Raw genomic sequence first — 20,434 nt, 5'->3', positions numbered from 1 at the left:
GAATCTCATCACGAGATTTAAATAATTAAGCATAAAAAAAGCACCTCAATTAGGTGCTTTTCGTAATATGTATCAATAAATTATTTAATTTTTGTAAACTGCATCACACTTTCTTATACACATATTTCATAAAACTGCAAAGAAAATGCCGATAAAGATAATAAGCCCAACCCAGCGGTTATGGCGGAAAGCCCAAAAACAGCGCTGCGGATCGCGGTCACGGGTTTTGGTCCATTGATAGATAAAATCAGCAGCCACAGTCAGTAACGCCAGCAAACCAAATGGCAGCAGCAAGTGTTCTAAATACAGCGCCGAACCAATCAGTACAATACTTAAAGCCTGCAGTGCCGAAATAATTTCAATGTCATATTTGCCAAATAAAATTGCGGTGGATTTTACGCCAATTTTTAAGTCATATTCACGGTCGGTGATTGCATATTGCGTATCATACGCCACCGTCCACGCCAAATTGCCAAAGTATAAAAGCCAGCAGGTTAAATCTAATGGTTTGCCTATTGCTGTAAAGGACATTGGAATTCCCCATGAAAAAGCCATGCCTAAAACAACCTGAGGCAAATGCGTATAGCGCTTCATAAAGGGATAGATAAAAGCGAGAAAAAGCCCGCCTAAAGCACAATAAAACGTTTCAATGGGCAGAAACAGCAGCATGCAGGCACTGGCGAAGACTAAAGCAAGAAACACATAAATGGCTTCTTTTGCAGAAATAATGCCTGTTGCCAAAGGGCGGGTTTTAGTGCGCTCAACATGCGCATCCACTTTGCGGTCGGCAAAATCATTGATGGCGCAGCCTGCAGCACGCATAAATATCGTGCCAAGTACCATCGGAATCAGAATACCAATTGGCGGTATGCCCTCTGCTGCAATCCACAGCGCCCACATGGTCGGCCAAAAAACCAATTCTGTGCCAATCGGCTTATCAAAACGGCAGAGATAATAATAGGCTTCTAGACGTTCACGCCAAGTAATTTGATGCACAGCTGTCATAACGATCCTTAACCTGCAGAATGTTGCTTTTGCAAATACTGTTCAAAACTTTCCAGAAAAGTTTCCTGCACAATGAATTTGCAGCCGTGCCAAGTATAACAGCTCTGCCGAGTCCAGCCATCTTCAAGCCAAATCACACGGCGTTCACATGCCGGGTTTGTGCGCTGAAACAAAAAAAAGCCAATCGGTTTAGTGCCAATATGCTTAAATATCCGCGCGCGCTGCTGCACGCTCAAGATCGGAAAAATGCTTTTGGCTTTCACCCAAGGCTGTTCTTCACAGCCGTATAAATAGCTTTCACGCACCCAGGATGTGTGCTGATAAGGCATTTTCATCCATTTTGCATCGATAAAGTTCAGACGCTGAAAATGTTCTTTTACCGGCTGAACCATAAATTTTCCATCTGCTAAATCAGTCAGCTGCTGGGTCAATGAACCTGACGCATACAGCCATGATTTCAGTTCAGCGGGAATATGCTGCATAACTCTACCTGTAAAATATCTGTTTAACGCTTTTTGTTGGCGCATCATTGAACATGGTTAATTCGATCATTAACCATTGTCTGTTTTTGCAATCACTTCAAATTTGCCGCTGGGCATTTTTTGTAAAATCAATCCTTCACTGCTCAAATAAAAGCGTTGAGGATAATCATATTGCAAAGCCAGCTCAGGATTTTTTAATGCCACAAATTGCGCCTGCTTATAGCCTTCAGGAGTACGGCCGACTTCTATATAAGTCACTTCTGAAAAATTCAGCTTGAAGCCTTTTGCATGATCCTTGGGGTCATTCCAAGGGAAAAACCCTGTATGCTTTTTACGCTGCGCCATAAATTTGGATGCCATATCTGAAACGTATCAATGCATGATACAAAAAAACCCGCACAAGGCGGGTTTTTTTTACAGTTGTGATTCCAGGTCTAAAGACCGGAAGAATTACAGGCTGTAGTACATGTCGAATTCAACTGGGTGAGTTGTTGTATTTAAACGGCGAACATCTTCACGTTTAAGTTCAACATAAGCACCCAGCATTTCTTTAGTGAACACGCCGCCTTTAAGAAGGAATTCGTTGTCCGCTTCAAGAGCATCAAGCGCCATTTCCAAGCTGTGAGCAACAGTTGGGATTTTTGCTTCTTCTTCAGGAGGAAGATCGTACAGGTTCTTGTCAGCAGCTTCACCTGGGTGAATCTTGTTTTGGATGCCGTCAAGACCAGCCATCAGCAATGCAGCGAAACCTAAGTACGGGTTCATCATTGGATCAGGGAAACGCGCTTCGATACGCTTGCCTTTCGGGCTAGATACGTAAGGAATACGGATAGAAGCAGAACGGTTGCGCGCTGAGTAAGCCAGCATGATCGGCGCTTCAAAGTGCGGCACTAAACGCTTGTACGAGTTTGTAGAAGGGTTTGTAATTGCATTCAATGCACGAGCGTGCTTGATTACACCGCCGATGAAGTACAGCGCCATTTCAGAAAGGCCTGCATATTCATCACCAGCAAACAAGTTCTTGCCGTCTTTAGAGATCGACATGTGAACGTGCATGCCTGAACCGTTATCGCCAACCATTGGTTTAGGCATGAAAGTCGCAGTTTTTGCATATTGGTGAGCAACGTTCCAAACAGCATATTTGAACTGTTGAACTTCGTCAGCTTTGCGAACCATAGTGTTGAAGCTTACGCCGATTTCTAATTGGCAAGATGCAACTTCATGGTGATGAACTTCTACACGGCCTGGGCCCATGATGTCTTCAATTTTTGCACACATGTCTGCACGCATATCTTGTGAAGAATCAACTGGTGGAACTGGGAAGTAGCCGCCTTTAACGCGTGGACGGTGGCCAGAATTGCCCGCTTCGTAGTCTTTACCAGTAGACCAAGCCGCTTCTTCAGCAATCAATGTATGGCGCGCGCCAGACATATCGATGTCCCATTTTACTTCGTCAAATACGAAGAATTCTGGTTCTGGGCCAAAGAATGCTGTATCACCGATACCTGTAGATTTCAGGTATTCTTCTGCACGGCGAGCGATCGAGCGCGGGTCACGGTCATAGCCTTGACCAGTAGATGGCTCAATTACGTCACAAGTTACAACAACTGTTGCTTCAGCGAAGAACGGATCCAGGAAGCAAGTTTCTGCATCTGGACGTAAAATCATGTCAGATGCTTCGATGCCTTTCCAGCCGGCAATTGAAGAACCGTCAAACATTTTGCCGTCTTCAAATGTGTCTTCGTCGATTGTATCAGCAGGGTAAGTTACGTGCTGCTCTTTACCCTTAGTGTCAGTAAAGCGAAAATCGACCCATTTTGCGCCACTTTCTTGGATGAGTTGAAGGACCTTGTTCGCCATGCTCATTTTGCTCCGATGTTTTTTTGTTGCACTTGCTAAGTGCGTGTTAGCAGTTGGCAGTTATAAAGCAATTACCGTACCAACTTTTAAAAACAAAGATAATATATTGAATTCCTTATCAGAATTAAAGATTACGCTGCTTTGCTTTGTGTCTATTATACTGAGTGCCAAAGTAAATGCACCATATTCAAACACTCTCATTTAATTTTGTTCAAAAAGCGCCACAACATGTTCCAATTTGGTGCAATCATGCATATCCGCTTATTCCTGCGCCTTTTACGATGCGGTATTTCCGCATGCATGCATTTCAATTGCCTGAATAAAATCAATACTCATCTTTTTGTTTAATCTTCAATACTTAAGGCATCTTGTTTAATATTTTTAAGCCTTCAAACCCCAGCTTCCGGCAGGTTTGGCGCTGTAAATTCAGACATTCAAATCATCCAAGGCTGGAACTGTATTTTTTCGGTAAAATAATGCTGAAAAAAGATGCAGGCAAAAAATGCACCATTTGAGTGAATATTTCTTTCCAGCAGTGTTTTATCCAGATTCTGCGCATCAGCAATTCATTTTGCTGCTCAACAATTATTCCCCAGCAGTTAACTGCAATCCATTCAATGACTTCAGCATTTTCTCTAAATCGTGAGCTACTCGCAGGACAGCACTTGCATGTTAGACATGAATGACTGCCGCATCCATTTAAGCGGCTGCCTGCTTGAACAGCGGCGTTAATCGACGGCGATCAAGCCAATTAGCGCCAAATCTGAATATCACTAAAACCTAATAGCGATATCGGCAGAATCCACGAGGCCACGCTCCTGTTCCGCGAAATAGTTCAGCCGAAAATGATTATTTTTTGCTATGATGACTTGCGCTCCATTTTCCTGATTTATTTATCTTTATATAAATAATCAATGCTGCATTTCCCCAGCAAGGAAAACTGTGGGCCGCTTTGGACTAATCAAGCACAGTTAAGTGCGTAATTTCAATAGGTTAAGCTCATGCTTTTAATGATCGACAACTATGACTCTTTTACCTACAACATCGTCCAGTATTTTGGCGAGTTAAATCAGGAAGTAAAAGTAGTGCGTAATGATGCCGTGACTTTAGAAGATATTGAGCGATGGCAACCGAAGTATTTGGTCATTGGCCCAGGCCCTTGTTCGCCAAGTGAAGCAGGTATTTCTATTCCTGCCATTCAGCATTTTGCAGGCAAGATTCCATTGCTGGGTGTGTGTTTAGGCCACCAAGCCATTGGACAGGCTTTTGGCGGTGACATTATCCGCGCGAAAAAAGTCATGCATGGCCGCCTGTCTGACATGTATCACAGCGATAAGGGCATTTTCAGCAATCTGCCTTCTCCATTTTCCGCAACGCGCTATCACTCTTTGGTGATTGATCAGGCGACGCTGCCAGAATGCTTAGAAATCACCTGCTGGACCAATGAAGAAGATGGCTCCATGGAAGAGATTATGGGGGTAAAACATAAGACATTGCCGGTTGAAGGCGTGCAGTTTCACCCTGAATCTATTTTAAGCCAGCACGGCCATCAGATTTTCAAAAACTTCTTAGAAATTTACGCATAACAGAGCGCATCCAAGATTATGAATATTCAGCAAGCTTTAAATAATATTACGAAAAATATCGAACTCACTCAGCCGCAAATGGAAGAAGTGATGCGCACCATTATGAATGGTGATGCAACAGACGCGCAGATTGGCGCACTGATGATGGGCCTGCGCCAAAAAGGCGAAAGCATTGACGAAATTACCGCTGCAGCCCGTGTCATGCGTGAGTATGCCATTAAAATTGATGTCAGCGATTTGCCGCATTTGGTGGATATTGTCGGTACTGGCGGCGATGGCCAAAACCTGTTTAATGTGTCTACAGCTTCTTCTTTTGTCATTGCCGCTGCTGGCGCAAATATTGCCAAGCATGGCGGACGCGGCGTGTCCTCAAAATCAGGCTCTTCTGACCTTTTAGAACAGGCCGGCATTAACCTTGATTTAAATATGCAGCAAACTGAGCGCTGCATCCGTGATTTAGGTGTCGGCTTCTTATTTGCGCCCAACCATCATAAGGCCATGAAATATGCTGCTGGCCCGCGTAAAGAACTGGGCTTCCGCAGCATTTTCAACTTACTCGGCCCGCTTACGAATCCGGCTGGCGTTAAGCGTTTTGTGATTGGAGTCTTTTCTACTGAGCTGTGCCGCCCAATTGCAGAAGTTTTGAAACAGCTGGGCGCAGAACATGTCATGGTGGTGCATTCTAAAGACGGCTTAGATGAAATCAGCCTTGCATCTTCTACCTATGTGGCAGAACTGAAAAACGGCGAAATTACCGAATGGGAAATTCAGCCTGAAGCGGTAGATATAGAATCTCAAACTTTAACTGGCTTATCTGTAGACAGCGCTGCAGAAAGCTTGGCGCTGATTAAAAATGCCTTGGGCAAAAAGAAAACAGCAATTGGTGAAAAAGCGGCCAGCATGATTGCATTGAATGCTGGCGCGGGCATCTATGTATCTGGCCTGACCACCTCATATAAGCAAGGTGTGGCCTTGGCGCATGACATCATCTATGGCGGTCAGGCTTTAGAAAAAATGGATGTGCTGTCTGAATTTACCAAAACGCTAAAACAATACGAAGCTTAACCGGTCAAGGAAATTTAAATCATGGTTGATATCGCAAATACCATCTTGGGTAAAATTGTTGACCGCAAGCAGGAAGAATTTGCCGCGCGCTTAAAACAGCGCAGCTATAAAGATGTGGAAGAACTGGCGCAGGCGGCAACGCCTGTGCGGGGTTTTGCACAATCTTTGCACAGCAAGCGCCCTGGGGTGATTGCTGAAATTAAGAAAGCCTCGCCGTCTAAAGGCGTAATCCGTGAAAACTTTAATCCTGCAGAAATTGCCCAGCAGTATCAAGATGCTGGCGCGGCATGTTTATCTGTTTTAACCGATGCGGATTTTTTCCAAGGCGCCGATGAGAACATTCAGATTGCCCGTAAGCATTGCGGCTTGCCTGCCCTGCGCAAAGACTTTTTGATTGATCCATATGGCGTGATTGAAGCGCGCGCTTTGCATGCCGACTGCATTTTGCTGATTGTGGCGTGTTTGTCAGATCAGCAATTGGAAGAAATGTCTAAAACAGCATTTGAACATAACTTAGATGTTTTAGTTGAAGTGCATGATGAAGAAGAGCTTGAACGCGCGCTGCGCCTGTCTGAGCACTGCCTGCTGGGCGTGAACAACCGCAATTTAAAAACCTTTGATGTGGATTTAAATACCTCACTGCGTTTGAAAAAGCTGCTGGCGCCTTCACGCTTATTGGTGACTGAAAGCGGTATTGCCACGCCTGCCGATGTCGCCATGATGCAGGAAAACGATATTCACGCATTCTTGGTCGGTGAAAGCTTTATGAAGCAGCCGCGCCCCGATCAGGCTTTTGCTGAATTGTTTGGCACGCCAAAAGCAGTTTAAAAACCTATCCGGTTCAGGCCTATGCATGGCCCTGAACCGGAGTTTAAAAAATAGGCCGGTTCTCAGGCTATTCAGTTTCAAAAGCAGGCTGAATCATGAATGCTGAAGACAAAAAAGTTAGAACTTCACGCGCTACAATTTCAGGCTTTTCCCATGGCGTCCAATGACCGCAATCTGTGAGTTCGACCACTTGAGGATGCGGCACAAGTTCCCGATACCGTTTTGCCATTTGAGTTCCAGAATTCGGATCATTTTGGCCATTAATCAGCAGCATTGGAATTTGACTCTCCATTAAGGCGGCCACTAACCTATCCCGATGCTTAAACCTTTCAAAAATTGAACGATTCAGTGCAACCAAACACTTTTTGCCGTCATTAAAGTTTAATTGCTCGTACCATTGTGCCAGATCAGCATCTGATGGCGGATGATGCACATCAAACATCTGCTTCATATTCTTAGAAAAAATACGCTTATTCAGCAGCGGCCCAATCAAATGGCCAAAGCTAGACGCCATGAGCTTTTGAATAAACCGAGGCTGATAGGCCTCTGGGAATAAGCTGCCATTCATAAAAATTGCAGATTGGATATTAAAAGATAAATGCTGCGCTTGCTGCCGATGCAGCAATTCCTGAAGGATGCCCGCCCCCAGATCATGGCCAATTAAATGGACCTTTTTTAAATTTAAATGCTCAAGCAACGCCACACATTGCGCCGCGTGATCCTGAACACTGTAAACATGCTTGCTGGGCTTATCAGAAAAGCCTAATCCCAAGAGGTCAATCGCAAGAATTTGATATTGCTCTGATAATTCATCCCATATTTTAGACCAGTCAAATGAACTAGTTGGATAGCCGTGAATAAGGAAAAGGGTTGGCGCATCCTGCTTCGCTGCAAACCTATAGAAAATCTTATAGTTCTTAAAAGCAAAATATTCCCCATCCTGCTTCCAACTTTGCAATGTGTACTTCATTTTTATCTCTTATTTTGTTAACCTTACACTGTAAGTTAAATTTACTTGGTACAAATAGAGATGTCAAATCCAGCTGAAACTAATCCAAAAAACAAAATCAAACTGACTAAAGAATCTATTATTGACAGCGCAATCGCATTAATTGAAGAACATGGCATTGACCGTTTCAGCTTGCGTAAGCTTGCGCAAAAATTAAATTGCGAAGCCATGAGCATTTATTATCATGTCAAAAATAAAGAGCAGATTTTTGCAGAAATTGTCGACCGTTTAATTTTAAAAATTGAATTCAATCAAAGTATTAATGGCACAAAGAACCAATTAAAAGATATTGCACATCAATGGAGAAGGCTGTCACAGCAATACCCCAATATCTTCTTAATTTTAGCGGTACATCCTCTAGATTCTGAGATTGGACAAAACTTCATGCATCAAATTCTATTGATTCTTCAGCAAACCAATCTCTCTGCAAAACAAGCCAGCCATTTTTTAAGAGTTCTGAATTATTATTTAATTGGCGCTGGCGTGGATGAAGCTAAAGGCTATCATCACGCGGCACAAAAACAGCCTCCGAATTCCGCTTATCCATCGCTGAACAGTGCAATGGCCTTTTGGACTGTAGCGGATCAGGATCAGATTTTTGAATTGGGCCTAGATACCCTGCTCAACTATATGCCAGATTAACGGCTGCCCTGCTGCTGGCATGCCCCAAAACGCCAAAAATGCTGCAGGCATGAAACGGAATTCAAGCGCAGGGATTCCCATCTGCTTCATTCAAAACGTTGTGAATCCAATTCAGTTCAAATCTAGGCCATTTCGGACTATAATTTAGCAATATATCCGCATCCTTTCTGTTTTTATCCATTATGAGCAAACACGATTCTTCGCTGTCTAAAGAACAATACAACTTACTGAATGCTTTTAAAAAGCAAATCAGCAAGCCGGCGCCTGCGCCAGAACCGATTGCGCCTATAGAAAAAACACCTGAACAGGAACAGCAGGAAGAATTAGATTTTTTCCGCAAGCAGATGCAGGGCGTGCAGAAAATGAATGCAGGAAATATGGCAAAAACGGTTAAGCACACCAAAAAAAAACCGGATGCGCAGACTTTAGCAAAGCGCGCTTCTGCTGTTGGCCCAACGCAAACCGATGAAGCCCTGCTATCCGACACGCAGGCCATGCTGAATCCTGTTGCGAGCCAAGCTAAACTCAGCTACCGCATTGCTACCCTGCAGCATCGGGTGTTTGAAGATTTAAAAGCTGGTAATCTGCGCTGGTTTGAAGCCGTTGATCTGCATGGCTGTACCGTAGAAGATGCCCGCACAGCTGTACTGCAGATTATTCAAATGGCCAAAGATGATAATCAAAACGTGATTAAAATTGTGCATGGCAAAGGCCCCGAAGCCATTTTAAAAACGCATGTCAACAGCTGGCTGCGTCAGCACCGTGATGTGCTGGCTTTTGTCAGCGCGCCTGAAAATCAGGGCGGAACAGGCGCAGTTCTGGTTTTGCTCAAACGTGCAGAAAAGAACCCGCAGTTTAAACAGTAATCGGATTTTTCCTTTAAAAGCAGGCATTGTAATGGTTTTCTGCTACAATGCCGTCCTTGTTCAATCTCTCTGTGTAAGTGAACACGTCTTATGTCTATGCAGCAATCCTACGCTAACATTCTTACTGCCGTTGGTGAAGACCTTAATCGCCCAGGTCTTAAAGATACCCCTATGCGTGCTGCTAAAGCCTTCTCCTATTTAACGTCCGGCTATAGCCAAACTCTGGAAGAAGTAACCAATAAAGCGGTCTTCCCTTCTGATAACCGTGAAATGGTGCTTGTAAAAAATATCGAGTTCTATTCCCTCTGCGAACATCATCTGCTGCCGTTTCATGGCCGTGTGCATATTGCCTATCTACCGGAAGGCAATGTTTTAGGCTTATCTAAATTTGCCCGAATTACCGAAATGTTTGCGCGCCGCCTGCAGATTCAGGAAAACTTGACGCAGCAAATTGCAGAAGCTGTGGCGGAGGTGACTGGCGCCCGCGGTGTAGCTGTGATGATTGATTCCGCCCATATGTGCATGATGATGCGCGGTGTCGGCAAACAAGAATCTACAACCCGAACAGTATCATTTGTCGGCGACTTTAAAACCAATAAAGAAGAACGCCGAGAGTTTTTAAGCGCAGTGCCTGAAAGCTATTAATTCAGCCTTCATTAAAGCCTCAACCTGTGTTGGGGCTTTTTTTAGCCGCATTATTTAAATTTCATCTTCAAACACTTATTGAATGTATTGAGCAAGGAATCTGCTATGTCAGCTATTTCAGTTGCGGGCCAAGGGCCAACTCAAAGTGAACGCACCGTTGATTTCCCGCGGCCAGACCGCTTGGTCAAAGGCAATCCTGAGCGCCATACCTGCAGCTTATATGAGCACCCCAATATGGACTGCGGCATATGGCAATGTGAAGTGGGCGCTTGGAATATTGTTTTTGCGCCAAATAAGCAAGAATTCTTTACGGTGATTGAAGGCCGTGTGCGTATTCATCACAAACATTCCAATATCATGATTGAAGTCGGCCCTGGCGAAGCAGGCATTATTCCGCCTGGCTTTGAAGGCACGTTTGAAGTGGTTGAGGCAGTCAAAAAATACTATGTGAATGTCGCGGTTTAAGCGGTTTAAGTTACAGATTAATCACATGAATTCGCTGTAATTTTGCATATTTATTGGCATAGTGCTTCAAGCAACTTTCAGAGTTCAATGGATGAATCCTTTCACAAAATACTGTGCAATTTTATGGCCCATAATTTTACTGGGCGCCTGCACAGCATCCCCCTTTCCGCATAATCAAACGCATTCTGCCTATGCCAGCCACTTAACTGATGCAGCCGCTATCCGCGATTTGTTTAATCAAGCCAATGTCCAAGGCGTGATTCTCATTAAAAGCGGCAAAAATCTGCAGGAATACGGCAATGCGATACAGCGCGCAGATCAGCCATTTATACCGGCCTCCACGTTTAAAATGCTGAATGCCCTGATTGGCATTGAACACAACAAAACTTCCCCAGACGAAGTATTCAAATGGAATGGAGAAAAACGCAGCTTTCCAGCTTGGGAAAAAGATTTGACCTTAGCGCAGGCCATGGCCGCCTCTGCCGTGCCGGTATATCAAGAATTGGCGCGCAGGATTGGCTTAGCGCTGATGCAATATGAAGTGAAGCGGGTTCAATTTGGCAATGGCGATATTGGCGCTCAAGTCGATAATTTCTGGCTGATGGGCCCGCTTAAAATTACACCAAGGCAGGAAGTGCAATTTGCCGATCAGCTGTCCCACTTGCAATTGCCCTTTCGCAAAAGCACACAGCAGCAAGTGGTTAAAATGCTGTTTATTGAACAGATCGGCAGTAAAGCGCTCTATGCCAAAAGCGGCTGGGGCATGGATGTTGAACCTCAAGTCGGCTGGTACACCGGCTGGGTTGAAGATGCTCAGGGCAAAACCACAGCCTTTTCACTCAACATAGAAATGGAGCAATCCACACCGGCATCTCTGCGTCAAGAGCTGGTGATCAGCAGCTTAAAGCAGCTCAAAATCCTATAAGCCTTTTTCAAATCCCAACATGGATTGAATTACCCCCAGAAGTTTGAATAGAAAAGCCGCAAATTGCGGCTTTTCTATTCCGCCGCGACTATTGGGTACTCAATTTTGCTAAATACACATTATTGCGGCCTTTGTTTTTAGCGGCATACAGCGCGGCATCGGCAGCATCTAAAAAGCGCTGATAATCTGGATGCCCGTCATACAGCGCACAGCCAATGCTGACTGTAAAATTGAAACTGCTGCCCAGCGATGAGCGGATGGGCGTGTCCTGCACACGCTTACGGATACGCTCTGCAATCTCCTGCGCCCGGATCAAATCGCTGTCAACCAGCAAGAGTAAAAACTCTTCTCCGCCAATTCGGAAGGCATAGTCACTGCCCCGCACAGATTCTAAAAGCACTTCGCTAATAAACTGCAGCGCCAAATCTCCAGCAGCGTGGCCATGCTTATCATTAATCCGTTTAAAGAAGTCCGCATCTATCGCCAGCAGTGACAACGGCGAATGATTCTTGCGTGAAAAATGAATCTCACGCGAAACAATGGTCTCTAAATAGCGGCGGTTCAGCAGCTGTGTCAGCGCATCATTGCCTGAATCAATATATTCAGCCACTTGGAACAGCTGATCAATTAGATGCTGAATTTCTCTATTTTTACTGCGCATCTGCTGAATCAGCGCAATGGTCTGCTCTTTCTGCCCGCATTCCAGCACATGATTATTCAGTAAATCCACTTCATGGATCCGGCCGATAATTTCATCCACCTGCTCTGAACCGCTAAAAGCGTAAGCCGCTTTATGAATAAACCAGAGGCCGAATTCAGATTTTGACAGTGCAGGATGCGTAAACCGCTGCGTATCTGAAAATACTTTAAACATGAGTTCATTTTCCCAATCCAGCAATGAACTGCGCTGCTTGTCTTTTTGCACAGACGCATCCTGCATGGCGGAAAATAAACGGTAGCTGTGCTTAATGTCATTATTCTTTTCAATATTGACTTCATAGGAACGGCACATAATTTCTGAACTGAAGCCCAGAATCTGAAAAATATAGCTGATCATGCTTAATGTATAATTTTCAGCATACTGAGATTCAGCCTTCAGGCTGAATATTTTCTTTTCGATTTCCCGAATGCCGCGCATGATCAGCCAAGACGGTATGCCAATCCGCGCATGGACTTTACCGACCATTTGCTGCTTCGCGGCAACCTCTTCAAACTTGTGCTGCAGCGGCGCATTAAAGGATTCAATCAGCCATTGATTCAGCGTCTTGGTTAAGCGGTTTTGGACAATATCATCCGAAAGAAAATACGAGGCCTCTTTTTCCAGCATCATGTTTTTATAAAATTCAACCACCAAAATTTCAGAGTGCCTTTGTATGAATTGAACAGCATCATTTAAAATATCGACTGAATAATCATCGCAAATAAGTTTCCATTGTTTTGCAAGCTTTGCAATGCTTTCAGTATTCATACATTTTGTCCCAGCGGCTATAACATCCAGCCATCAAAAAAAATAATAGTGCCGCAAATTATACATAATATGAATAGTGTGACCCAATCAATCTTTTTATAAAAAACAGTATTTTAATTTTAAATATTTACATAAAATTGAGTGATAAGTATGCTAAAAATCAAAATAAAAAATCAGGCGGTTGGTCTCAATAAGCAGTGTTTTTTCAGACAGGATTAAATGCTTTTACAGAGTAGCTGAACAAATGGGGAGCGCTCTTAAACTGGGCTATGATTTAACCATCATTCAGGAGGACACTTTTCCGCAATTCGACATCCGGCATGGCTTAAAAGAAATGAACAAATTCGAAACTGGCTTTATCCCAATCAAAGCCATGCTGCTGCTGAAACTCCCAGCCCAGACGCAGTGCATTTTGTGCATTCAATGCATATTGAATTTGACTATTCAGCCTGACATTCCATTGGCTCTGATCTTGCCAAAAAGGCAGCTCGACCTGCACCAAGCTGTTGATGTTATCTGACCAGATATTTTGACAACCCAGCGCTGGTCCAGCCCCGGCACGCCAGCCGTCATCCAGAGCCTTGCTGCCCTGAAAATGCACTTGCATTTGCGCATAGCATAAATGGCGCCGGCCGCTGTTTGCCCTGCTGAAACCCGCCTGCACACTCAAATTGGCTACGCCATGCTGCTGTGTTTCACTGAACTGGCCGTGAGCGCCTAAGGCCTCCTGCTGCCAGCCAAAGTTAAAGCCCCACGACAGCGGAGTCTTAAACGGCGTGACTGGGTTATAGGAATTGACAGACAGAAAGTCAAAATGCTCCAGCTTCAGTGTATCTTGCCGATATTGCACTGCGCCATCCCAAAACATCAGCTGTGTGCCTGTACGGAAGCCGCCCTGCGGGTCCATTAAATCATGATAGGCTTGCCGGTGCCCCAGTTCAACGAAGCTGTCCCCCTGCACTTCACCGGCTTTAAGCTGAAAATTTCTAGCATGATGCCCCTGTACAGGGTCCATATTTGGGCGCGGCGCATCGGTGCGCTGTTTTTGCGCAGGGATTTCACTGCGCAGTACCAAAATCTGGCGCAGCCGCGGCTGGGCAAATTCACCTTCAACTTTGCGTGAGGTTAAATAGAGGTATAAATCGTCATACGCCATTTCTAAAATTTTAGCGCGCTCTGTTTCTGAATAGGCTGACAATTGCGCCTGCATATGCAGCGGCGCTGTAAAAGCCAGCTGGTGCGCCTTTTGCGCCAAAATACGGCCATGCTGGCGGGCCTGCGCCAAGAGCTGCGTTTCCAAGGCTGGACGGTAGACCGTATCTGCAACCAGCCCCTGCCGTTCAACCGAACGTATGGTTTCAATTGGAACCGCAGCGACTTTAAACTGGTTCTTTAAATCCAGTTCTGGACGGACAGTATCCAGCAGCCCCAGCAAGCGGTATGCGCAGTTGTCACTGACAAAATAATAAGGAAAGGTGACTTTCTGCATTTCCCAAATATGCTTGACCAAAAACTGGGTTTCCGCCTCAGATAAATTCAGTTCATATTCCCACAAGTCGCGGCTTTCAAAATCGCCATATTCTTTCACTTTGCGGTAATACGGCATGAGTGAATATTCACCCGGGTATTGCCCTGTTAAGCCTTTCCATGCAAATGACCAGCCATCAGCATTGGTGACCGTCGCAGCATAATTAATGGCGTACGAGACTAAATTCAGCTGTTTCTGATCTTTAGGATCGATACGCAAAAGCGTATGCCCAAACATTGAACTGGGATTGCCCATAAAGTCTGTGGCGTAGATCAGGGTTGCTTTATACGGATTGATTTTGCCAAACCAGTCATCCAATTCTGGACATTGAACCGCCGGCAATTGCGCAGACTGAATATTCAGCTGTTCCATCAGCCATTGGCTGCGGGCAGGAAAACGGCAGCGGATGGATTGATTGGGCAAAGCAGCCTGAAACAGCGCTTGTATATTGGCGCTCAGTTCACTGTGCAGATTATGCTGTCCATCTTGAGAGAAAAAATAACCGCTGTAAGTGACTTCACTTCTTCCATGCTGATCTGCGTACATTAAACGATGCCAAATGATTTCATCCGCCAGCCGCTGCTGTTCTGCCTGCTGCACATACGCCTGCGCATGGGCAGGAATTTCATTTGATGGACTTTGCGCGAAAGTGACCCCAGACACAGCAAATGCACAGCATAAAGCAAATAATTTCATGGATACCTAATCATCTGGGAGAATATTTTAAACATGCAGATATAACAAAACCCTGCCAGATGGACAGGGTTTTGCTTAAAGAAATTAAACGTATGCTTTTAATACGTTGTCTTGCGCCATAACGCTTTGTAAAGACGCTAACACTTGCACAGAAGACGCATTTTCAGCTGCGTAGATTTTAGAAAAATTGGCTTTAGATACCGCAAAGAAATGCGCTTTATCTGCCGCTTTAATATTCAGCAGTTCTGCTAAGACATTCAGGCTTTCACCTTGGCCAACCGCCATATCACGCGCTAAAGATTCTGAGTTTTCATTGGTAAATGTAACCGCCTGCGCTGTTACAGTTCCTGTGCCGCTGCAACCTAAGGTACCAAAAGTAATACCGAACAACTGGTTAGCAAATAGACCGTTGGTTGTTGCCGCTAAAATTTTTGGAACCTTCCCTGACTGGCCTGCCCAGACTTGAGAGCCGATACCGCAGCCGGCGTCACGGTCTGCGAAAGCAGCTGTAGAACCAGCCGCTAAAACTGCAGCTAAAGCTAATTTTTTGAACATAGCATTTCTCCAGAAAAATCATTTTCAATGTTTTTAATTATTAAAAAATGTACAAATTTTCTTGTACTTTGGCAGATTACCGTTATATAACAAAGAACGCAAAACAATTTTAGAATAAAGAGTTGATTAAATATCAACCTCTTGTTTAAGCGGATTTTTTAAGCTCCCACATACCATTGTCTTGCCGTGTGCCTAATATTTTCAACACCAAAACCAGACTGAGCAGCAGCAGCAGATACCAAGAGCCCAGTTTGCCCCAGCCCACCATATGCCATGCCTCGACCTGACTTGGGTACAGCCAGATTTTATAGAATGTGCTGATGTTTTCCGCAATCCAGATGATAAATGCCAAAACAGCCAAGACCGGAAGCATCGGCAGCTGAAATTGATGGCGCTGCAGCTGAAATTTGATTCTGGTTTTCCAGAAAATGGCTATGCTCCAGACAAATAAAATCATTCGGATGTCTGGAACAAAAAATTTGCTCATGAAATTAAGATAAGACAATAAAGCCAGTGTCAGCATATTGCCAAAGCTGGGCAGCTTTTCAAATGAGACCTGATATAAACGTAAAGACCGGGCAAAAAAACTGCCTACGGCGGAATACATAAATCCGGCAAATAGCGGCACGGTTAGAATTTTAAATACCGCCGGCTGCGGATACTGCCAGGAGGCAATTTGCGGATGTGTGAGAAAAATTTCCATCACCATCGCCATCATATGAAAAAAGGCGATGACCTTGGCTTCCGCCCAGGATTCCAGCTTTAAATACAGCAAACAGGCTTGAATGGTCAGCGCATAAAACAGCAGATAATCGTAACGGAAAAAACCGTAAAACTCTTGGCTGCCCATAAATGCGGTCAGCACAAAAGCGGCAAGCAGCAATATCCCAAATAAAGCAGCCGAAGCTGCCTTATAGGAAAACTCAAAACAAGATTTAAAAATTGAGATCACACTAAAAAACTCGGCTTCACTGGACTCAATTCATTACAAATATTTTGCGCTGTATTCATGCACCGTATCAATAAAGGCTTTCGGATTTGCAGGATCCACCCATTGCGTAATGCCGTGGCCTAAATTCGCCACATAACCGGTTTTTTCACCATGGGCATACGCATCATCCAGCATGGCTTTGGTGGCTTTCACAATAGTCTCATGCGAACCATATAATGTGGCCGGATCTAAATTGCCCTGCAGCGCAGCGCGGCCCGCCACGGTCTGGCGCGCAACATTCAGCGGTGTCGTCCAGTCTAAGCCAAATGCATCAGCGCCTGTCGCCACCATCGGCTCAAGCCATTGGCCGCCGCCTTTGGTAAATAAAATTACCGGCACTTTGCGGCCATCTTTTTCACGCTTCAAGCCCGCTACAATTTTCTGCATATAGTTCAGAGAAAATTCGATATATTCACGGTGCGCCAATGCTCCGCCCCAGCTGTCAAAAATCTGCACCGCCTGCGCGCCCGCATCAATTTGCGCATTCAGATAGTCAATCACGGCATCAGCCAAACGACCGAGCAGCGCATGCAGCACTTCGGGCTGCGCATACATCATTTGCTTGGTAAAGCGGAAATCCTTGCTTGAACCGCCTTCAACCATATAAGTCGCCAGCGTCCACGGGCTGCCTGAGAAGCCGATTAAAGGCACTTGGCCACCTAAAGCAGAACGGATCGCACTCACCGCATTCATGACATAGCCCAAATCTGACTTGGCATTAAATGCAGGCAGATTTGCAACATCCTGTTCTGTACGGACAGTTTTATGAAATTTCGGGCCTTCGCCGGCCTCAAAATACAAGCCTAAACCCAGCGCATCCGGTACGGTCAAAATATCAGAGAACAGAATTGCTGCGTCCAAATCGTAACGGCGCAAGGGCTGCAGGGTGACTTCACAGGCAAAATCGGTATTTTTGCACAGAGAAAGGAAATCGCCCGCTTTGGCGCGTGTTTCACGGTACTCGGGTAAATAACGGCCGGCTTGACGCATCATCCATACGGGAGTGGCGTCTACTGGCTCGCGCAGCAATGCACGCAGGAAACGATCATTTTTGAGGGCCGTCATTTACTTTTCCATCTATTTTCAACTTTGCAACATCATAACAAAAACCCTTCAAATTGAGTAATTTCTCAGAATTTTAAAAATCGTTTATTGTCAAAGATAAATATGATATTTACACAAAACAAATACTGCATCCCCCCAATTTTTCTGCAATACTTGCAACCGTTTTTTCACATTGTAAATGAATAATTCTTAAGGTTGAGTTACATGTTCGTTCGCACAATGCTCGCAATGAGTTTAAGCTGCATAATTGCGGGTACAGCTTTTGCCGCAGCCACTTCTGAACAACCATTAAATCCAAAGGTAATTACGGATGTAGCTGTTCAAGACCCGATTGACCCGCTTGCCGCTGATTCAGCATCTTCTGCATCAACACAAATTACGTCACAAGAACAACAAGATTTAAATAAAGCGTCTCAAACGCTGAACGATCTGCAAAAATCTGAAGATCAAACCGCCGATGTTGGCGCCGCTCCTGCTGCAGCGCCAAAAACCGCACCTAAAGCTTCTGCCGGCAGCGCCTCTGCTGCAAAAGCATCGTGGACATTAGACGGCCTGAATAATGCGCAGTGGTATGAAGATATTGGCAAAGGCCAATTCCCTGTATATGCCCGCGCGCATGTCATGCTGAACAATGCGCATGCTTCACCAGGCGCAATTGACGGCTCAAGCGGTAAAAATACGCTAAAAGCAATTGCTTCATTCCAGCAAATGAATGGCCTTAAGCCAACTGGGACGTTGACCAAAGAAACTTGGGATGCATTAATTGCAAAGCAAGGCAGCAAACCGGCATTTATTGAATACACTATTACGGATGCAGACCTAAAAGGTCCTTATGCCGCATCAATTCCACGTGATTATGCGCTGCAAGCCAAAATGAAGGGTTTGTATTACACCCGCGTAACTGAAATGCTGGGTGAAAAATTCCATATGGATGAAGATTTTTTAAAGAAAATCAATCCTAAGGCAACGTTCAGCAAAGCTGGCGAAAAAATTATTGTGGCCAATATCCGCAATGAAGTGCCTGAAGACATTCATCTAATTGTGGCGCACAAAGGCGCGAAGCAGCTGTACTTGTTTAACAGCCGCAACCAAATGATCGGTTCGTTCCCTGCAACCATCGGCAGCTCAGATACGCCGTCGCCAACAGGAACGTACAAAGTGACGGGTGTCGCGCCAAATCCGTGGTACAGCTACTCGCCAAGCAACTTTGTGCAAGGCAAAAATACCAAACCGCTGTCTTTGCCGCCCGGCCCGAACGGCCCAGTGGGCAACATCTGGATTGGCTTAAGCAAAAAATCATTTGGTATTCACGGTACGCCAAATCCTTCAGCGATTTCCAAAACTGCATCACACGGCTGTATCCGCCTGACCAACTGGGATGCCAACGATTTGGGCAAAAAAGTGAAATCTGGCGTGACGGTTAAATTCTTAGAGTAATTGCTGCGTCGCAAATCAATAAAAGTGTTTTATTTTCGAATAAAGCACTTTTTTTATGGCATTTTATTTTAAATAACGGTTATACAGTGCGTTCATTGACATCAAAAACATCACAATAAAAAACATTTAAGGTTCAATATGAAACTGAGCTTAGAACAGACTTTCTATACTTTAGGCATCACCGCAGGCCTATTTTTTTCAACATTACACATGGCGCATGCAGCGCTGGACATAGAAGAGCAAAATGTTATCTATATTGACGCCTCTTCTGATGACGGCGATGAGTCTATTTATCCTGAAAATTGGTCTGATCAAAAAAAGATCCGCGATCAGAAATACAATCCGCATGATGATTCTTCACAGCATTTTTTAAGCAACACCCGCTACTTTGTCATTAATGGGAAAAATGCCGTGCGCTACTATCCTTTATCAGAGGCGGCAAATCCGGCACTGCTGTATACCAGCGTAGGCAGCAAAAGCTATTTTGCCCTTGTTCAGTCTTATGGCGCTGCAATGCAGCCCATCATGCTCAAACCGCAATTACCGCATCAGCTTAAAGACCATCAGCTTTTCGGCATTCAGCCGCACGATAAAAACCTAGTGCTGATTTTCCGCAGCCGATATTTCCATACGCCTGCGGAAATGGCGCGGAATATTGCCTTGAATCCAAATTTTAAAAGCTATTTTTACCGGACCAGCTATGAGCTGATTGAAGTCACGCCTCAAGGCAAAATTCTTCACCGCACTCAATTTACTGCGCCTTCTCCAGAAAACGGCTTAGGTTTTGGCCCGAAAATGAATGAAAATAATGGCGAATATGAAGACAGCACTATTGAGTACACCACCCGCACACCTGGTGTTTATCAGACTTTGAACCCATATGATATTGAGTACAGCTATGCTTATACGCATGGAAAATTGACTAAACATACTGAAAAACGCCTGCTGACACCGAGCGAACGGGCTGAAATCAAAGTTGATCATGGCGGTGTCAATGCCGAAAATATGCACGATGAATATAATGAAGCCAATCAAGGCCAGCGCCCGGAACCGAGCAGCTGTTTAGAGGATTACTGGGTGTATCATGATAAAGCTGCGGCTAAAAATGTGCACTGGGGCAATCCGTGGCTGCAGCGCCAGCCAGCCTTGTATCAAAATTTTTTAAGGGATTATGTAAACGGCAAAACCTACAGCTGGCTGCAGTTCAGACAGCATTTTTGCAATGCGCAGCAGCCTTAATATGGAAAACTCATTTGTCTTAAATATGAAACGCTGTATTGCTTTTATACACTTTCACTTGCAGATATAAAACAATA

20 protein-coding genes are annotated in these 20,434 nt (G+C 44.7%); 10 read left to right on the top strand and 10 right to left on the bottom strand.

Annotation, left to right across the window (positions count from 1 at the left end; translation table 11 throughout):
- Nucleotides 1-126: 126 nt before the first annotated feature.
- From ubiA to glnA, 4 genes are all read right to left on the bottom strand, one after another.
- Nucleotides 127-1,005: a 4-hydroxybenzoate octaprenyltransferase gene (ubiA, locus tag JZ784_RS01720; RefSeq protein WP_346313568.1), complete on the bottom strand. Its 879-nt coding sequence runs from the start codon at nt 1,003-1,005 to the stop codon at nt 127-129.
- A gap of 8 nt (nt 1,006-1,013) precedes the next feature.
- Nucleotides 1,014-1,487, bottom strand: coding sequence for a chorismate lyase (locus JZ784_RS01715; protein ID WP_346313567.1), 474 nt, complete (start codon nt 1,485-1,487; stop codon nt 1,014-1,016).
- 69 nt (nt 1,488-1,556) lie between these two features.
- Complete coding sequence (locus JZ784_RS01710) at nt 1,557-1,832, bottom strand: hypothetical protein (protein WP_346314238.1); 276 nt, start codon at nt 1,830-1,832, stop codon at nt 1,557-1,559.
- A gap of 105 nt (nt 1,833-1,937) precedes the next feature.
- Entirely contained in the window at nt 1,938-3,353 is a 1,416-nt protein-coding gene (gene glnA, locus JZ784_RS01705; RefSeq protein WP_018572573.1) for a type I glutamate--ammonia ligase, read from the bottom strand.
- 995 nt (nt 3,354-4,348) lie between these two features.
- Here glnA and JZ784_RS01700 point away from each other — a divergent pair.
- The 3 genes from JZ784_RS01700 to trpC are packed head-to-tail and all read left to right on the top strand — an operon-like array spanning nt 4,349 to nt 6,826.
- Nucleotides 4,349-4,933 (top strand): aminodeoxychorismate/anthranilate synthase component II, encoded by a 585-nt coding sequence (locus tag JZ784_RS01700; RefSeq protein WP_346313566.1) that lies wholly within the window; start codon nt 4,349-4,351, stop codon nt 4,931-4,933.
- 18 nt (nt 4,934-4,951) lie between these two features.
- The gene (gene trpD, locus JZ784_RS01695) at nt 4,952-5,998 is read left to right on the top strand and encodes an anthranilate phosphoribosyltransferase (RefSeq protein WP_346313565.1); all 1,047 of its coding nucleotides are present in this window, start codon (nt 4,952-4,954) and stop codon (nt 5,996-5,998) included.
- 21 nt (nt 5,999-6,019) lie between these two features.
- Nucleotides 6,020-6,826, top strand: coding sequence for an indole-3-glycerol phosphate synthase TrpC (gene trpC / locus JZ784_RS01690; protein WP_346313564.1), 807 nt, complete (start codon nt 6,020-6,022; stop codon nt 6,824-6,826).
- 67 nt (nt 6,827-6,893) lie between these two features.
- Here the strand turns inward: trpC and JZ784_RS01685 are convergent, their stop codons facing one another.
- Nucleotides 6,894-7,796 (bottom strand): alpha/beta hydrolase, encoded by a 903-nt coding sequence (locus JZ784_RS01685; RefSeq protein ID WP_346313563.1) that lies wholly within the window; start codon nt 7,794-7,796, stop codon nt 6,894-6,896.
- A 60-nt stretch (nt 7,797-7,856) separates the two neighbouring features.
- Between JZ784_RS01685 and JZ784_RS01680 the strand changes: the two genes are divergently transcribed.
- The 5 genes from JZ784_RS01680 to blaOXA all read left to right on the top strand — a co-directional run bounded on the left by JZ784_RS01680 (nt 7,857) and on the right by blaOXA (nt 11,378).
- Nucleotides 7,857-8,477, top strand: a complete 621-nt coding sequence (locus JZ784_RS01680; protein WP_346313562.1) for a TetR/AcrR family transcriptional regulator C-terminal domain-containing protein — start codon at nt 7,857-7,859, stop codon at nt 8,475-8,477.
- A 182-nt stretch (nt 8,478-8,659) separates the two neighbouring features.
- On the top strand, nt 8,660-9,343 hold the full coding sequence (locus JZ784_RS01675; RefSeq protein ID WP_346313561.1) for a Smr/MutS family protein: 684 nt from the start codon (nt 8,660-8,662) through the stop codon (nt 9,341-9,343).
- Between the two features lie 96 nt (nt 9,344-9,439).
- Entirely contained in the window at nt 9,440-9,988 is a 549-nt protein-coding gene (folE, locus tag JZ784_RS01670) for a GTP cyclohydrolase I FolE (RefSeq protein ID WP_171065526.1), read from the top strand.
- Between the two features lie 105 nt (nt 9,989-10,093).
- Nucleotides 10,094-10,453 (top strand): cupin domain-containing protein, encoded by a 360-nt coding sequence (locus JZ784_RS01665; protein WP_346313560.1) that lies wholly within the window; start codon nt 10,094-10,096, stop codon nt 10,451-10,453.
- A gap of 91 nt (nt 10,454-10,544) precedes the next feature.
- Nucleotides 10,545-11,378 (top strand): class D beta-lactamase, encoded by an 834-nt coding sequence (gene blaOXA, locus JZ784_RS01660; protein WP_346313559.1) that lies wholly within the window; start codon nt 10,545-10,547, stop codon nt 11,376-11,378.
- 88 nt (nt 11,379-11,466) lie between these two features.
- Here the strand turns inward: blaOXA and JZ784_RS01655 are convergent, their stop codons facing one another.
- The 5 genes from JZ784_RS01655 to hemE form a co-directional block, all read right to left on the bottom strand.
- On the bottom strand, nt 11,467-12,846 hold the full coding sequence (locus JZ784_RS01655; RefSeq protein ID WP_346313558.1) for a diguanylate cyclase: 1,380 nt from the start codon (nt 12,844-12,846) through the stop codon (nt 11,467-11,469).
- 325 nt (nt 12,847-13,171) lie between these two features.
- The gene (locus tag JZ784_RS01650) at nt 13,172-15,070 is read right to left on the bottom strand and encodes a DUF4105 domain-containing protein (RefSeq protein WP_346313557.1); all 1,899 of its coding nucleotides are present in this window, start codon (nt 15,068-15,070) and stop codon (nt 13,172-13,174) included.
- An 84-nt stretch (nt 15,071-15,154) separates the two neighbouring features.
- Nucleotides 15,155-15,625: a DUF3015 family protein gene (locus tag JZ784_RS01645; RefSeq protein WP_005011321.1), complete on the bottom strand. Its 471-nt coding sequence runs from the start codon at nt 15,623-15,625 to the stop codon at nt 15,155-15,157.
- Between the two features lie 145 nt (nt 15,626-15,770).
- Nucleotides 15,771-16,577 (bottom strand): DUF817 family protein, encoded by an 807-nt coding sequence (locus JZ784_RS01640; RefSeq protein ID WP_346313556.1) that lies wholly within the window; start codon nt 16,575-16,577, stop codon nt 15,771-15,773.
- Between the two features lie 33 nt (nt 16,578-16,610).
- Complete coding sequence (hemE, locus tag JZ784_RS01635) at nt 16,611-17,681, bottom strand: uroporphyrinogen decarboxylase (protein WP_346313555.1); 1,071 nt, start codon at nt 17,679-17,681, stop codon at nt 16,611-16,613.
- Between the two features lie 204 nt (nt 17,682-17,885).
- Between hemE and JZ784_RS01630 the strand changes: the two genes are divergently transcribed.
- Entirely contained in the window at nt 17,886-19,118 is a 1,233-nt protein-coding gene (locus JZ784_RS01630) for a L,D-transpeptidase (RefSeq protein ID WP_346313554.1), read from the top strand.
- Between the two features lie 138 nt (nt 19,119-19,256).
- Nucleotides 19,257-20,357: a hypothetical protein gene (locus JZ784_RS01625; RefSeq protein ID WP_346313553.1), complete on the top strand. Its 1,101-nt coding sequence runs from the start codon at nt 19,257-19,259 to the stop codon at nt 20,355-20,357.
- Nucleotides 20,358-20,434 lie beyond the last annotated feature (77 nt).

Origin of the sequence: Acinetobacter sp. CWB-B33, assembly GCF_039655955.1 — a bacterium.
In the GTDB taxonomy this organism is placed as follows: domain Bacteria; phylum Pseudomonadota; class Gammaproteobacteria; order Pseudomonadales; family Moraxellaceae; genus Acinetobacter; species Acinetobacter bouvetii.
This window is presented reverse-complemented; position numbering and strand designations above follow the sequence as displayed.

Excerpts from the sequence above, each read along its gene's own strand:
- trpC (WP_346313564.1), top strand. The coding sequence starts at position 6,020 with ATGGTTGATATCGCAAATACCATCTTGGGTAAAATTGTTGACCGCAAG.
- JZ784_RS01630 (WP_346313554.1), top strand. The coding sequence starts at position 17,886 with ATGTTCGTTCGCACAATGCTCGCAATGAGTTTAAGCTGCATAATTGCG.
- JZ784_RS01715 (WP_346313567.1), bottom strand. The coding sequence starts at position 1,487 with ATGCAGCATATTCCCGCTGAACTGAAATCATGGCTGTATGCGTCAGGT.
- JZ784_RS01675 (WP_346313561.1), top strand. The coding sequence starts at position 8,660 with ATGAGCAAACACGATTCTTCGCTGTCTAAAGAACAATACAACTTACTG.
- JZ784_RS01700 (WP_346313566.1), top strand. The coding sequence starts at position 4,349 with ATGCTTTTAATGATCGACAACTATGACTCTTTTACCTACAACATCGTC.
- JZ784_RS01680 (WP_346313562.1), top strand. The coding sequence starts at position 7,857 with ATGTCAAATCCAGCTGAAACTAATCCAAAAAACAAAATCAAACTGACT.
- JZ784_RS01625 (WP_346313553.1), top strand. The coding sequence starts at position 19,257 with ATGAAACTGAGCTTAGAACAGACTTTCTATACTTTAGGCATCACCGCA.
- ubiA (WP_346313568.1), bottom strand. The coding sequence starts at position 1,005 with ATGACAGCTGTGCATCAAATTACTTGGCGTGAACGTCTAGAAGCCTAT.
- JZ784_RS01665 (WP_346313560.1), top strand. The coding sequence starts at position 10,094 with ATGTCAGCTATTTCAGTTGCGGGCCAAGGGCCAACTCAAAGTGAACGC.
- JZ784_RS01685 (WP_346313563.1), bottom strand. The coding sequence starts at position 7,796 with ATGAAGTACACATTGCAAAGTTGGAAGCAGGATGGGGAATATTTTGCT.
- JZ784_RS01710 (WP_346314238.1), bottom strand. The coding sequence starts at position 1,832 with ATGGCGCAGCGTAAAAAGCATACAGGGTTTTTCCCTTGGAATGACCCC.
- JZ784_RS01650 (WP_346313557.1), bottom strand. The coding sequence starts at position 15,070 with ATGAAATTATTTGCTTTATGCTGTGCATTTGCTGTGTCTGGGGTCACT.
- blaOXA (WP_346313559.1), top strand. The coding sequence starts at position 10,545 with ATGAATCCTTTCACAAAATACTGTGCAATTTTATGGCCCATAATTTTA.
- JZ784_RS01645 (WP_005011321.1), bottom strand. The coding sequence starts at position 15,625 with ATGTTCAAAAAATTAGCTTTAGCTGCAGTTTTAGCGGCTGGTTCTACA.
- folE (WP_171065526.1), top strand. The coding sequence starts at position 9,440 with ATGCAGCAATCCTACGCTAACATTCTTACTGCCGTTGGTGAAGACCTT.
- glnA (WP_018572573.1), bottom strand. The coding sequence starts at position 3,353 with ATGAGCATGGCGAACAAGGTCCTTCAACTCATCCAAGAAAGTGGCGCA.
- hemE (WP_346313555.1), bottom strand. The coding sequence starts at position 17,681 with ATGACGGCCCTCAAAAATGATCGTTTCCTGCGTGCATTGCTGCGCGAG.
- trpD (WP_346313565.1), top strand. The coding sequence starts at position 4,952 with ATGAATATTCAGCAAGCTTTAAATAATATTACGAAAAATATCGAACTC.
- JZ784_RS01655 (WP_346313558.1), bottom strand. The coding sequence starts at position 12,846 with ATGAATACTGAAAGCATTGCAAAGCTTGCAAAACAATGGAAACTTATT.